This window comes from Dorea amylophila, from assembly GCF_025567265.1.
Classification (GTDB): domain Bacteria; phylum Bacillota; class Clostridia; order Lachnospirales; family Lachnospiraceae; genus Dorea_A; species Dorea_A amylophila.
Map to the genome: position 1 here is coordinate 1 of NZ_JAOQJW010000008.1, position 14312 is coordinate 14312.

At 40.6% G+C, this 14312-nt stretch carries 16 protein-coding genes and 1 pseudogene; all 17 read right to left on the reverse strand.

Features of this window, described 5'->3' with window-relative positions:
* Positions 1-251: pseudogene (locus OCV72_RS06180) on the reverse strand (YtxH domain-containing protein); the annotation flags it as partial.
* The gene (tcpF, locus tag OCV72_RS06185; protein WP_055056271.1) at positions 251-2701 is read right to left on the reverse strand and encodes a conjugal transfer ATPase TcpF; all 2451 of its coding nucleotides are present in this window, start codon (positions 2699-2701) and stop codon (positions 251-253) included. The pseudogene OCV72_RS06180 and the gene tcpF, both read right to left, overlap by 1 nt.
* Positions 2679-3077, reverse strand: a complete 399-nt coding sequence (locus OCV72_RS06190; protein ID WP_011861948.1) for a conjugal transfer protein — start codon at positions 3075-3077, stop codon at positions 2679-2681. The genes tcpF and OCV72_RS06190 overlap by 23 nt, the downstream gene beginning before the upstream one ends.
* A 118-nt stretch (positions 3078-3195) precedes the next feature.
* Positions 3196-3699, reverse strand: coding sequence for an antirestriction protein ArdA (locus tag OCV72_RS06195; protein ID WP_002323345.1), 504 nt, complete (start codon positions 3697-3699; stop codon positions 3196-3198).
* A 17-nt stretch (positions 3700-3716) separates the two neighbouring features.
* Entirely contained in the window at positions 3717-4220 is a 504-nt protein-coding gene (locus OCV72_RS06200) for an antirestriction protein ArdA (RefSeq protein WP_055056272.1), read from the reverse strand.
* Complete coding sequence (locus tag OCV72_RS06205; protein WP_081019442.1) at positions 4139-4435, reverse strand: conjugal transfer protein; 297 nt, start codon at positions 4433-4435, stop codon at positions 4139-4141. The genes OCV72_RS06200 and OCV72_RS06205 overlap by 82 nt, the downstream gene beginning before the upstream one ends.
* A 117-nt stretch (positions 4436-4552) precedes the next feature.
* On the reverse strand, positions 4553-4804 hold the full coding sequence (locus OCV72_RS06210; protein WP_055056273.1) for a YgiT-type zinc finger protein: 252 nt from the start codon (positions 4802-4804) through the stop codon (positions 4553-4555).
* 211 nt (positions 4805-5015) lie between these two features.
* A complete protein-coding gene (locus OCV72_RS06215) occupies positions 5016-5657 on the reverse strand; it encodes an alpha/beta hydrolase (protein ID WP_008393975.1) in 642 nt (213 codons plus the stop codon).
* A gap of 34 nt (positions 5658-5691) precedes the next feature.
* Complete coding sequence (locus OCV72_RS06220) at positions 5692-5913, reverse strand: hypothetical protein (RefSeq protein ID WP_002323342.1); 222 nt, start codon at positions 5911-5913, stop codon at positions 5692-5694.
* Positions 5914-6048, reverse strand: a complete 135-nt coding sequence (locus OCV72_RS06225) for a DUF3789 domain-containing protein (RefSeq protein ID WP_055056274.1) — start codon at positions 6046-6048, stop codon at positions 5914-5916.
* Positions 6049-6060: 12 nt separating this feature from the next.
* Positions 6061-7257, reverse strand: a complete 1197-nt coding sequence (gene mobT / locus OCV72_RS06230) for a MobT family relaxase (protein WP_055056275.1) — start codon at positions 7255-7257, stop codon at positions 6061-6063.
* A 183-nt stretch (positions 7258-7440) separates the two neighbouring features.
* Positions 7441-8835 (reverse strand): FtsK/SpoIIIE domain-containing protein, encoded by a 1395-nt coding sequence (locus OCV72_RS06235; protein ID WP_055056276.1) that lies wholly within the window; start codon positions 8833-8835, stop codon positions 7441-7443.
* Positions 8836-8909: 74 nt separating this feature from the next.
* Positions 8910-9476 carry an HAAS signaling domain-containing protein gene (locus OCV72_RS06240; RefSeq protein WP_055056277.1) on the reverse strand — a complete coding sequence of 189 codons (567 nt, stop codon included), beginning with the start codon at positions 9474-9476 and terminating at the stop codon, positions 8910-8912.
* A gap of 4 nt (positions 9477-9480) precedes the next feature.
* Positions 9481-9813: a PadR family transcriptional regulator gene (locus tag OCV72_RS06245; RefSeq protein WP_007286208.1), complete on the reverse strand. Its 333-nt coding sequence runs from the start codon at positions 9811-9813 to the stop codon at positions 9481-9483.
* A 110-nt stretch (positions 9814-9923) separates the two neighbouring features.
* A complete protein-coding gene (locus OCV72_RS06250; protein WP_007286209.1) occupies positions 9924-10307 on the reverse strand; it encodes a YdcP family protein in 384 nt (127 codons plus the stop codon).
* A gap of 15 nt (positions 10308-10322) precedes the next feature.
* Complete coding sequence (locus tag OCV72_RS06255; RefSeq protein ID WP_055056278.1) at positions 10323-10649, reverse strand: YdcP family protein; 327 nt, start codon at positions 10647-10649, stop codon at positions 10323-10325.
* 238 nt (positions 10650-10887) lie between these two features.
* Positions 10888-13932: an SrtB-anchored collagen-binding adhesin gene (locus tag OCV72_RS06260; RefSeq protein ID WP_055282708.1), complete on the reverse strand. Its 3045-nt coding sequence runs from the start codon at positions 13930-13932 to the stop codon at positions 10888-10890.
* Positions 13933-14312 lie beyond the last annotated feature (380 nt).

A 14312-nucleotide genomic window follows, 5' to 3' on the forward strand; every position in this document is an offset into this window, starting at 1 on the left:
ATACCGTCCAGCCAGTTCCACGGAAGCCACGACCAGCTATTATCCACATAAAAATCAAGCTGGTAGTTGGAAAGGGGATATTTTGAGTAAAGATTTTCTGCGTTTATGGTATCGTCCACAAGCCCCGTCGCATGAGCCACCGTCCCCAGAAGTGAAAGCAGGATAATGGAGAGTGCCACCACGAACAGAGCCATTTTGAGAAAGTGGAAAATCTTCTTTTTTGTGAACGCACCTTTTATCCTTTCTTTCATCACTCCACCTCATTTCTCTGTACGGGCGGTCTGGTATCAAAGGCGTGTAGCAGTTCTTCAAAGACTGGGTGTATCTGCACCACACCGACACGCCCGTATAAGTCCTGCAATAAGCATTGTCCGTTCTCCAAATCACGAAGTCGCTTCTGGTTGTTTTCGTCGTCCTTGTCGATACCGAAAAATTCTAAGGTCTGTTTTATCTCGTTAATATCAGTAGAACGAAAGGCAAATTTCAAGCCGATATTGTTTTTCAGACTTTCCTTTGACACGTCCCCAGAAGATTGTGTAACGAAATAAACGCCTGCCTGCATAGCTCGTCCAGCACGAACCAGCTTATTTGATAAAGTTTCTCCTTGTGCCACATTCAAAAACGCCCATGCTTCGTCCAAATCTACAATCTTAAAAATACTTCTGTCCGAATGGATAAAATCAAGGGCAAAGGTACTAATCACAATCAGCATAGACACCGACAATAATTCAATGGTCGTGTATTCCTCAAAAGTGGTATCTTTATCTGGCAACACAAGGTCGGCTACTTGAATGATATTGAGCTGATTATCTAAACTGATTGCATTTTCCACCGTACCGTCTGAAAACAGCAGGTGTGCAAAGTCGTAGTCCGTGAAGCTGTCGATATGGTCTGCGATATTTCTTGATATGGGTGTATCTTCACGGCGTAGCTCGTCTATCACATGGAGCAAGCCCCGACTGTCACTCTGGGTAACGGAACGTACCGCTTTACGAAGTACGGGAAATTTTTCGCCGTCCCTAGAGGAAATACCCGTAAGGAATGTCAAGATGTCGATTGCCAGACTTTCAGCGTCCTTAACATTCTTCATAATCACGAATGGGTCAAGAAGTCCTGCATTGTCCTTGTCGCTGGTAAGATTTACGATATTGATTTCATGGGCGATTTCTGGAAGTGTTTCTTTCCAGTTGCCACGCTCTGATTTTGGGTCTAAGATAACCGCTTGTCCCCCAAACAACACCGAATAATACACAAGAAGATTGTTGCAGAACGACTTACCACCGCCAAGCGAACCGACAAAAGCAGAAGCAAGGGCATTTGTAACTGTGCCTTTTACGCCCTGCGAAGCTAAAGACGGTTGCAGGTACACATTTCTTCCCGTATCAACGGAATAGCCCATATAGATACCCGTAGTTTCCCCTAACTGCTGGGTCGCTCCAAAGCCAAGCCCTGCCAAGAAGTCTGATTTTACATACTGCACATAGTCGTTGATATATCGCTTGCTGGCAGGTAAAAATTCAGAATGAAGCCCCAGCATATCCCCAGCAGGACGCACCAGCTTTACATTGAGGTCGTCGTAAAAGTCCTTGACTTCATCACAACGGCGTTTCAGCTCGTCAAGATCGGGTGCAGACATCCGTATCACGTAGCTTAACTTATACATACTTTCTTTGCTCTGGTCTAAGTCCGTTTCCAGTTCGTCCACGCTGTCTAATGCGTCCACCACATTTGAGCTGGTTTCACTTCCTGCTTGATAAGCGTGATTGTCAAGGTCTTTCAATTCCTTTTTCTTGTTGCGGACTGTCGTTAATGCTTTTCGATTTTCCACGATTTCTACATTCATAGAAGTATCAACGGGGAATGTGAATTGCTGTTGCTGGAAATAGAAGATTTCACTTGACGGAAAATCAAGCTCGCCGACAATCGCATTGACGGTAAAATAGGACACATAACTTTCCTTGTCCTCATGTTCCAAGCGTAAATATCGCTGGCTTTCTTCAATCACACACCTTGTCGGACGGATAAGGTCGTAGTATTTTATCAGCGTTTCTTTGTTCAATTTTTTCTTTGGTAGCTGATACTCATAATCTTCATAGGCGATACCGTCCCTGCCGTAAAGATGTTCCATGAGATACCCAAAATCGTTGATTTCCAAGCGACGCACCTTAAAGCGACGGGAGATTTTATTTTCCAGTAACTTTTCCATTTTCATGTAACGGTTGATTTCATCATTCGGCATGGAAACAAAATCATTCATCAGCGTGTGGTTCACTTCATGGAGAAATTCCGTGAACGTCAGCCACGCCGATTTTTTGATGTTCTTCAGATTGAGCTGTTCTTCCGTAACCATGAGCTTAAAGCCAAGAAAAAAGCGGTAGTCCACTTGATTGTCCCCAATCATAGATACTAACGCTTCGGTCTGTTCGTCTATCTTCTGGTAAGCAACTTCCTTTAATTTTCCAGTTACCAGTTTCTTTGACTGTTCCTGCATACTTCGTATGGAGCTTTCCGTGGCAATCTGCAAGGCATGAATTTTACCCTCACGGGACTGTGCGATAAGCTGTCGAAAACTGTCATGCACAATAAATTTCTGCTCTGCGGATAAGAAAGAATAGTTGTACGGTATCAGCTCATAGTAGGCGAACACCTCATTGTCCTTGTTCCAGACAAGGTTATTGTCAATATATTTTATCGGGAACATAGTTCACACTCCTTACTGCCGTGATTGTTTCATTCAAGGTCTGCTTATGCAGTTTTACGGCTTTTCCTGCATAAGTGATTTTTGGTCGCAGGGCATAGGTTATCTGTGATTTCAAAAAGCTGTACGGCTTCTTTCCGTCAAAGGTTTTCTGCGACATAAACCAAGTGAGAGCAACGGGAATACCGAAGTATTTGAGAAATGCTCCCTCAATCATGGAAAGTGGGGGCATATCCCCAAACAGAATGATGATAAATTCTGTAATCACAAACCATGTAATCTGTGTAAAGGTAACGGGAAAAGGCAGGTTAAAGTCATTGATTGCATACAAGACTTTTTCCACGTTCCAGATACCCGTATAAGATTTAATCTTTTTCAAGTTCTTTCAGCTCCTTTCGTAAGTTCTTCAAAGAGAAAAGGACAGCCATGTTTCAGACTGTCCCTTAAAGAGAAATACGCTGTCAGTAGCAACAATGCTTGTTGTTGATCTTCCAGCGTTAATATGGTATCTCGCACATACCTCGGCTTGTTTCAATAAAGCAACCGCCCATATCCAAATCTCGCCCGTAGGCTTCATAGTCAATGTAGTTCTGCAAGCTGGGTGGAATATCCCCCAGTGCCTGCAATTCGTCTATGTAGTAGTAGGCAACGTCTGTCATGGTTTCACAGTCGGGATAATAATAAATATCGTCCTTATGTTCCACGACTTCTTCCAGCGTCCCGTAGTGGCTGATAAATTCGTCCAGACATTCTACGATATAGTCGGGAAGTTCCTCTATCATTTCATACATCTCATTGAGTTCTTCAATGGAAACATACTCGCCAATCGCAATGGGGAAGTTGTCGGTATCATGGATAGCGTATTCCTCATACTGTTCATTCAAGCCGATTTTTTCTTTTACATCTTCCTCGTCAATGGGAAATGTAAACCAAGCACCGACTAAATAGCCCTCATTGTATTTGCCAAGATTAGCGATATAAACCGCCATATCATCAATCATAAGCACCACCTCATTTCCTACTCTGGCAGTTCAAAGATACCGTGTTCTGTTACTAAAAATTTCCCGTGTTCCAGCAAATGAGAAGCGTAGGCTTCAAAATCGAAGTAGTATTCTTGACAATCCTCGGATAAATGTTTGAATGTCGGGTCATTCATCAGCTTTTGCCTTGCAACATCAATCATGCTTTTACAATCGTGATAAATGGTAATCACGTTCCTGCAAATATAAAGTGCTTCTAAGTTCTCAAATACGGTAAGAAGTGCTGTATATTCTTCCTGCATATCGGCTGGTAACTGGCGGTACATAAAATCTAATTCGTTGAGCTGGTACACGCTTGTATGTTCGTGGACTTCATCAGCATAAGGCAACACCTTTTCGATAATACGGTAATCCCCACTTTCTGCACCGATACCTAACTTTTCTTCAAACTCGGCAACATCTATCGGCAGGTCGAACCAGTATGATGTTGTTTCTTCGCCAGTTGTTCCTTTCGTTTCCACCAGCACCTTTGTTTCCTGCATTGTTCCTCACGTCCTTTCTGTTGTTTCATCACATCTTTTAAGGTCTGGTACGACATACCAAACACATATTTATAAAAATCGTCTAACTGTCTTTCTTCATAGTCGGCAGGGTTCAGTCGTTTCATTTCCTGCCACACCTTACGTTTGTAAGAGGGCAGGTCGGAAATGTATTCACAGCCGACGTTTGCCTGCATATCCTTAAAAATATCGCTCATTTCATCACTCCAATCTGAAATTTAGGCAAGAAAAAAGCAGTCAATCCCAAGACTAACTGCTTTGTGTGTATGGATATGAAATTGTTCGTCCTATATTTTCTTTGATAAAATATCAGATTAAAAAAGCAAATTCATTATTGGTATCATAGTTCCAGCTTCGCATTCTGCATAATCAAGAATATTATCGGATAAATATATTTTTGCGAATTCTTTTGCATTGTTCTTTATTTCATCGTCAACAACTACTAAATCGCAGTTTTTACAATGTAAAATAGGAGCATTTATCACTTTTATAGTTTTCCCGTCAATACTCATTGAAAATTCGCCTATTGTCTTATGTAGAGTGTTATTGCATTCTGTACATTTCATTATAAGCCCTCCCTAATAAAATCTTATCGCTTTCTTTATATTTATATTATAACATTCTCATATCAGCACTACAATAAAATTTTATGCACCGATAATCTTATTGAACAGCTCTAATAGACACCATTTCATCACTCCAATCTGAAATTTTGATAAGAAAAAAGCAGTCAATCCTAAAACTAACTGCTTTGTGTGTGGATATAAAATCTAAATTCTATTGTATAACTTTTCTTAGCCAATTATCTCTAAAGAAAATCTGTTCGTCAGTATGAAACCAATGTTCTCCGTCATTCATAACGGTAAGATTTGCACAATGTCTATCAATAAATTTATCTACCGTTTGACGTGATGTAAGATTATCATGTTCAGCATACAAAATTTCAGTAGGCGTTTTCCAGTTTATCGGGTTTGCCCGAACAAAACATAGATATTCCCACGATAATGTTTCTCCAAAATCAGTTGGTATTTCTTTTCTTTCAGAAAGTTCCTTTTCAGACACATTCGCCCAGCTCATCATATCTACTATAAGTTGTTCCATATCAAGTATAGGCGATATGAACAATGCTTTTTCAATCTTGAAATTCTGTAATGTGTGCATTGTAAAATAAGCTCCGATACTATTAGCAAGTACATATATGTAGTCATATTTTTCAGATATTTTATCGTAGACTTCCATAATTTTATTTTTTACAATCCACGGGAAATAGTCATTATAATCTACTCCAAAAACATCAAAATCTAAACAAATATTTTTGAACTGTTCAGCTTCAAGATAACTTCCACCTTTACCATGAACATATATCATTGCTTTCTTCAAAATAACGCCCCCATAAATCAGAATTTTATATATCCACATTATACCATTCTCATATCAGCATCACAATAAAATTCTATGCACCGATAATCTTATTGAACAGCTCTAACAGTACATCTTTCACACCGCCAGCATTGAATACCAAGCCGACAGCAATCAAGGCAACTACTAAGAAGCCAATGAGCTTTGAAAACTCACGCTTGAACCCTAAGTAGATACCGATAACCACAATCGCCATAAGCACCAAGCTCTGTGCGTTTGATAAAAACCATTGATACAAATTTTGTCCGAAATTCATTTAATTGTCCTCGCTTTCTTCTAATTGTTTCATTTTATAGTCAGCTTCTTTGCCAACACTCAAAATACACATCAAGACAACGCCGATACCCATTCCCATAGATACCAACAGGAAGTCTTTTCCTAATTCCCACATTTTTTATCACTCCTAACTTTCCACTAAATCTTTTGCAGGGGTCGTCTGCTGTTTGATTATCATTTTATGTTTTTCACTCAAGGTTGCCTGCTTTTCGATTGTTTCCATGTAGTCTGTACCGTTTCCCTTATCAATCTTTTTCAGCATTTTTAAGGTCGGTGCTACCTGCCTTTGTACCCAACGCAATGTGCGGTCTAAGGTATAAGGTTCTGGCTTTGTCGTCAGCTTCAAGCTCTGTCTGTTATCGCCGATAAACCACGCCCAGCGGTCATTGAGTTTCCAGTCATTTTTTCGCTTGTCTGCTTCTTCATCAACAAACCGCACATACTGGTTGATGATAGAAAAGGCAGTCTGCTCTGCGTCATAATAGGTCAGCAAATCTCGTACTGCATAATAGGCTCGTTCATTCCGAAGCCGTATCTCAAAACGGTTGATAATGTCGGCTTCTTCCAGAGGTGTCCCCAGCTTGACGTACTGCTCATAGTCCTTTTCATAGATACAGAAATACACATCTGATTTCAGAGAACCAAGATAAAGGGTACGTCCCATATATTCTCTGTCGTCCTCTCTATGCTTGATAAGCTCGCCAGACTGATAAAACTTATAACTTCTGGACTTTCCGATATATTCCCGTTTCCTGCATTTCTCCGCAAGCTCTGGTATATCCAAAATGCCCATATGGTCGTTGATAGCAAGGTCGATACGCTTCATCACGCCACCATCTACGAGTGCGTCCATGAGAAAGTCATACCAGCTTCTTTGCTGTGCCAGCAGGTAACTTTCAAACTGTCGGCAACCACGCCCTTTTAACTCTAAAAGGACACCTTTTTCTTCGTCAGCCGACGTATAGATAAAGATGTCCCCAAGAGAATAATGCTCCGTATAGCTGTAATGTCCGTAATCTTCATGGAGCATATAATTGATATTCAGTTTTAATATATCTTTGATAATGTGCTGTATATCCAGCGTGGGAAAACGAATTTTCACATAATCAAACAGCATGGTAAGCGGTGCTTCTGGATTGAACCTTGCCAGTTCTTTATGCAGAGTTTCCAGAAGCTCCTTTGACGGCTTCATTTTTCCGCTTTCTATCTTGTTGAGATATTCCCTTGTGATACCAGAAGCCACCGCCAGCCTGCCTTGTGAGATACCGTAAGCAATCCGTTTGTCCCGTAATTCTTTTATCCCTTGTTCTTCATTCAGAACCATACCCCCAATCTGTAAAGTGTGAAGTTTTTTAAGGCAACTTCACAGCCGATTTTTGCTAGAAAATCATGCCAGAAGCCTTATGTTTCCTATGTTTTTCGTCTATTGTCTATTTGCAAACGTACCCCTCTGTTAGATACCGAGGGGTTTTACCTGCTGGCGTGGCTTACGCCACACCAGCAACGGCTAGTCCGTGCCGTCGCCTTTCGCTTCGCACGTCGCCGTCCCGTCCTGCCTTGCTTGTGAAAGAAAGCCGATAGTCTGCAAAAAATCATGTCCTTTTGGAACTAAAGGCGTGTAAAACTCACTTATAACGCTTGTTCCCACATCACAATAGCCACGTCCCTTGATACGCTTCTGAAAAAATTGCTTTTTCACATCTGAACCGAACAGCATACCGTAACCTAATTCGCTGATACGCCCCAAGCCCACACGGAAATTGAAGTTATCCCTTATCCCGTCCGAGAAATACTTTGCGTCTGGACGCTGGCAGGCAACGATAAGGAAATAACCTGCTTGTCGTCCTAACATAACGATTTTCTTTAACTGGCTAAGTAAGCTCACACTTTCTTTCGTCCCCAGCATTTCAAAAAATGCTACATATTCATCAAAGATAAGAAAGCAGGGTGGCAGTCCCAGATAGGCATAGTTTTCGCCCGTCTTATAGTTTGGGTGTCGTTTCATTTCCTCACTTCGCTGTACCATTCCCTCATAAAAAGCATTGACGCAATCTATCATTTCTTCTTTGGTATGGTAGACGTTTGGCATGACCGTTCCTAAATCCGCAAGGTCGCTATTCTTCGGGTCTAAGATGTAAAGGACAGCGTTGGTATGCAGTAGGGCTTCAATGAGCGTCAGCAGAAAATAAGTTTTACCGCCACCAGTCCCACCAGCAATCAGAGCGTGAGGGAGTGCGTCATATTCCCAGACAAGATTTTTCATCAGTCTAAGACAGCCGTTTTCTGCCCTTACTTCATCAATGGTAATGCGGTTCGCTATCATATCATAAAGCAGGGTATATTCGATATAGCCGTCATGTAAGGTTTTGTCGGTCAACTCACAATATAAGCCACTTTCCAATTTATCCTCTAACCGTAAAAGCTGGTCTTGATATTTTCCCAGCGTAATTTCACAGCGGATATGAAGCAGTCCCTTTTCCATTTGATAATAAATCTTTGGAAACCAGACGATTTTTTCCCTTGATCTGCCTTGCAGGTCAGTAAAAAAACCGCTATCTTGTACGGTATCGGCTTCATACCACTTGTTTTCCAGTATCATTCTTGCCAGCTTTTGACGGTGCAGGAGGTTCTTGAAATTGTCATAACAGAAGCGATAATACAGAAAAGCGACCAATGCACAAACACCAGTCGCTATCAGTATGGTTATGAAGTTGTAAGGGGAGAGCGTCAAGCCGTTTTCTAACAAGCTAAAATGCTCCCAATCGGTACGCATGAGCTGTTTGATATTCAATAGCAGGAGAATCGCCACGAATACAAACAGAAACGTTCCTATGGAAAAGTGGTAGACAAGTTGCTTGTCGCTGGCTCTGATACGGTGTCCTTTGTTACAAATCTTACGCATAAATCAATCACTCCTTTCTGGATATGAAAAAAGCAGTCAATCGTATAGACTAACTGCTTAAACACACATACATATTAAATTGATAAATTGTTTTTAGTCTTACTAATACCTTTGCAATAGGTAATCAATAACTTCCATGCACCTCGTCCTAATAAGAACAAGATTATTCCCGTGATTAGTGATAAGATAAATACTGGAATAGGGCTTAAAGCTGTATTTCCAAATTGAAAACCAATATAATCTACATAAGGAATATTCAAATGTAATAAATAATCTACTAATTTTATAATCCCTAATACAGCAGAAGCAACACCACACAGAATAAAAGTAGGTGCAACAATAACCAAAACAGGTATTACAAACAATCCAGAAAAACCTACTAAGCTATAAAAAGCACAAACTGTTAAAAATCTGTTCCAGCTAAAACCGTTTTCCTTTGCAAGTAAATCTCCAAGATAGGCTTTTGCAAGGTCTTTTGGCTTTCCTAATCTGGTTAAAATTTGTTCTGTTGAGAGATTTTCGCTTTCCATTTCTAAAATAGAGCCTTTTATTTCTTTTACAATATCAACACGTTCAGAAGTTGGAAGTGGTTTCAAACATTTATCAATAGTGTCTAAATATTTTTCAAATGTAGTATTCATAATTTTATTCTCCTTTCAAATCAGACATAGCATTTAATAAATTTTCCCATTCAGTATTCATAGCGTCCAGATAATTTTTTCCGTCTGGTGTTAATGAATAATATTTACGAGGTGGCAAGCCCTCTGTGGACTCTTGCCAAGTTGATTGCAAATAATTTTCCTTTTGTAATCTTCTTAACAATGGATATACTGTACTTTCCGTAGAAGTAATTATAGGATATTTGCTCAATTCTTGTAAAATCTCATACCCATAATATACTTTTTTATCCAGCATTAGCAAAATACAATATTCCAATGTACCTCGCACTATTTGAGATTTCCATTTGTCTAAGTTCATGTTGTTCACCTCACTGTTTTCTTGATAGGTATATCGTACTACACAGTACTATGAATGTCAACAGTATATTTTAATTGAACAACACTTTTTTTTGAAAGGTATATCAATTACTATTTTTTCGGTTGTCCCTGCGTGTTATTATTCTGTGGATTGCCTGCGTTCTGGTTGCCTTTATTCTTTAACACAATATCCTCTGCCTTTACATACCAGTCCACATCTGCACCCGTATAGGTTTTTCGTGATACCGTATCGGCTACGGGATTGACAAGCTCCACGACTGCATTGTAAGGAAATTCCCTTAACGGTACTTCTGGCGGTACAGATACGGGGATAATTCCACCATGCAGACTGCACTTCAAATCATAGATACGCTTTTTAAGCTGGGTACTCGGTGTCCCGTCCTCATTCTGCAAGAACACATCACGTACCGCTGTAAACTTTAATTCTCCAAATGTTTTCTCTTTGTCAATAACAAACCCGTTTGATAATCTCATAAATTCTTCACTCCTTTACTTTTCTTCAACTGCTACAATATCATCAGCAACTAATACATAATCGGTATGTCCCATATCCCCGATTGCGTAACCTCTGCCGTATAACTTCGGATTGACAAGTTTTACTTTCTGTTCATACTTGAAATGCTTTTCGCCAGCCTGCACAGGAATTTCCACCACAACATTTTCGCCTTTCTGTATGTCAGAATAAAGGTTATAGCTTCGTCTGGCTAAGACCCTGCGATTATTTTTATCTCTTTCAAAGACTGGCTCGCTTTCGCCTGCAAATTCAAGAGTTCCAAAAGACTGTGCCATATCTGGCACGACATATTTCATTTCCATACTGTTTTACCTCGTTTCTTTCTATATTTGATAAGTTTTTTAATTGTGATTTCTTATTCTGGCGGTTTGGGAAGTACCAGCAATCCCCCAGATAGTAAAGGGTAAAATCAATGCTTACGCACCCTTGACTATCCGTGTTCTTGCAGGTTGTAGGCAGACAAGCCAGAATAAGCAAAAATCTGCCGTTTGACAGCTTCGGCGGAGAGCGTGATTTTTCTTTCCTCATACCGTTACCGCCTTATGATTTCTTCATTTTACGGCGTTTGTAAAGATATGTTCCAGCCAGTCCACCAGCAGACGCAAGCAACATCACGACAAATGCCATTACATTTGTACTGTCGCCCGTTTTGGGACTGTCGCTAGGTCTGTTAGGCTTTTCCGGTGTCGGTGGTGTTTCGGGTTTCTCTGGTTCTTCTGGCTTTTCCTTAAAAGTAATCGTCTGTCCCTTATCCTCAATATCCTTATGCTCGGTAACTTTCTTCGGCTCGTCTGGATTGCTTAAATCGTATAATTCCTCAAAAGTTACAAGCTGTTTGCCGTCAAGAGAAGTAGCGTCAAACGTAAAAGCAACTTCCACTTTCATAGTTTCGCTGTCAGCAATAAAAGTGTAATCACTTTCCACACGTTTTCCATTGATAAGAAGTTCTGCATTTTCTTCTTTCAACATCTGCCAGCCCACAAGTTTGTACTGTGTACCGACTTCTAAGCCCTCTAAGGTTACGGTATCAATGATTGTAACGTCTTTTCCTGCTTTAAGCTCTTTGTTGCCGTCCTTATCGGTAGCGGTAGTATGTATCTTGATGATACGCTCTGTGATAAGTACCGTTTGCCCGTCGTCCTCAATGTCTTTGTGTTCTGCAACTTTTACGGGTTCGTCTGGATTGCTGAAATCATATAATTCTTCAAAGGTAACAAGGTTTTTGCCACCTAAAGCAGACGCATTGAATGTATAGGAAATTTTCACTTTCATTTCTTCATCATCAGCGACAAAGGTATAATCGTTTTCTACACGTTTCCCGTCAATGATAAGCTCGGCGTTTTCTTCCTTTAACATCTGCCAGCCTTTCAACTGATACTTTGCGCCTTTTGTAAGTCCGTCTAATTTGACAGTATCAACGATTGTAACCTCTTTTCCTGCAAGGATAGTCTTTTCGCCGTCTTTGCTGGTCGCTGTGGTATGAATAGAGATTTCTTTTTCGTATTCATCAGTTAGCGTTCCTAAATCAATCACAAGGTTATTTCTTGATACCACGATTTCAAAAGGTGGGATAAGTTCAAAGCCTTTGTTACTATCGCAACGCATTTCTTCAATGATATAGGTATCATAAGGTAATGCCCCCTTGCTGTCGTCTGGTTCAGAAGTCCCAAACCACACACCGTCCTCACTGGTCTTGCCTGCGTTTGTGTTGTGCTTATGAGAAGCCCAGTCAGCAGAAGTGGAAAACTGCCCGTTATCATCAGTTACCACAACATGATTTTCGCCCGTTGTCTTGCTTGTGATCCTAAAAGGAACATCAGCAAGACGCTTATGTGTGCCTGCACCGATTTTTACACCCTCAATATCTCCACGCTTAATCTGATTGTAGATAGAATGAGCTTCGTCGGTTAAGTCCACGATTTTTCCATTTTCTGTGATTGTAAAATCAATCGGTTTTGCACCGTCAGTTAAGTAACCGTCGGGAGCTTGTTTCTCAACGATACGGAAATTTCCGTAAGGCAAAAGGTCAGCGGAAGTAGAAGCGATACCCTCAATATCTGTACGAATAGTTTTTACGACTTCATTTTTCTTATATAGCTTGCCCTCAACCAAAACAGAATTATCATTTAAGGAAATGATGTCAAAGACAGTATCTTTCAGAGTGGCACTTCCTTGTGGCTTTGTATCGCCCGTTTCTAAATCTCGTTTCTGAATTTTGACACCGCCACGGATAACCTTGTCTGATACAGAAAACTGGTTACTTCCAGATAATACGGCAAGGTCGCCGTCCTCGGTAATCTGTGTTACATATAAGCCCTTAATCTGTTCGGACTTATCGCCAGCCTGCATATATGCACCCTCTAACAAGTAGCCGTTTGGAGCTTTCGTTTCCTCAACGGTTAGCGTTCCAAGTGGAAGAACCGCCTTGCCGTCCTGCATATAGAAGCTATCGCCAGATACCTTGTATGCGTCCGCTAATTTTGTGATGTAGTGAGTTGTCCCGTCGCTGTCTGTTTCAGCGATTGTCTTTGTAACCCATGTACGAGTAGCTTCGGCAGGGAGATTGTCTTTGTTATAGAAGCCAGCATAATACTTCCATGTAAATTCCGCACCTGCTAAAGAAGCGTTCCCCTGCGGATTGTCTTTCTGTGTTTCCATATCAATCTTGAAAAGCTCAATCAAAGTGTCCGTTACTTTCGGTGTATCTGATACTTTCAAGGTTGCTGTCTTTCCAACTTCAACCTTTAAAGAATATACAGTTTTATCCACTTTATATCCTGCTGGTGCGGATAATTCCTTGATATAGACTGTGCCTGCTTTTACCTCTACAATATCTGTATTTCCGTTTTCATCAGTCGTAAGGGTGGCAAGCTGTTTCGTGCAGTCCTTATCAGAAAAGACACCATAGGTCGCACCTGCAATAGAGTAATTCCCGTTACCGTTTGTAATGCTGGTATTACTGGAAGTCTTTTGTAGTTTCGCATTTCCGACATTCAGTTTCGCCCAGAATTGTCCCAATTCCTGCCCCTCGCCAGAGTAGATATAACCGCCACATTCATAGCGTTCTTTATTTTCTTTGACAAAGGCTCTTGCACCAGAGAAAACTTCGTCCTGCGTAGCCTTTGGTATTTCATCATAAGAAGCTCGCACGTTATCACATTGCCAGCCAAGATGTACGCTCAATCTCTGCCAGACAACACATTGTTCCAACAGATAGACTTGCTTGTAATTCAGTTCCTTGTGAGCTTCGCCATACTGTTTGACATACTCTAAGGATAACGCCACATCTGAAATCTGGTCGACACTCATGCGTGAGCTTGCGTCAGCTCTGGTCTTGTAACCGTTCTTAAAGTTTGTGTTAATGTCGATACAATAGGCAGTTTCGCCCTCGACTTTCATATAGCCCTCATTGAATGTCGAACCGATAGAACCGTCATTCATTACTTTTTCAATGATACCGACACGCTCTGCACTTTCCGTCCAGTATTGCTTACTTTCTGCATGGACGGGTGTAGTCGGTAAAGCAGTAACGACAGTTGCAAGAGCTAAGAAGCCCGTACACAATCGTTTTAACATCTTTTTCATAAAATCTAATGCTCCTTTCATTTTGGGTAATAAAATAGCCGTCCAATAAGAACGGCTGGAAATAGAAAAGGAACGTCATTTTAGGCGTTCCATAATCTATAAAATATTCAGTTTTTTATACTGATGTGTTGCTCATCAAAATCTCAAATCAAGGTTATTTGACACCAATTTTGACACCAATTTTTTGTATATTGACGATTTCTGATGAAATGTGATAAATTCATAAAACCCGTGAAAAGCCTGTAAATAGGCACTTTACGGCACTCTATGAACTAAGACAAAAGCGACGCTGTAATAACAAGAGATGAGTGCTAATTATTTTGTGAAGATTTTGTGAAGCCTTGATTTTACGGGCTTCACAGGGATTTTTCACTTGCTTT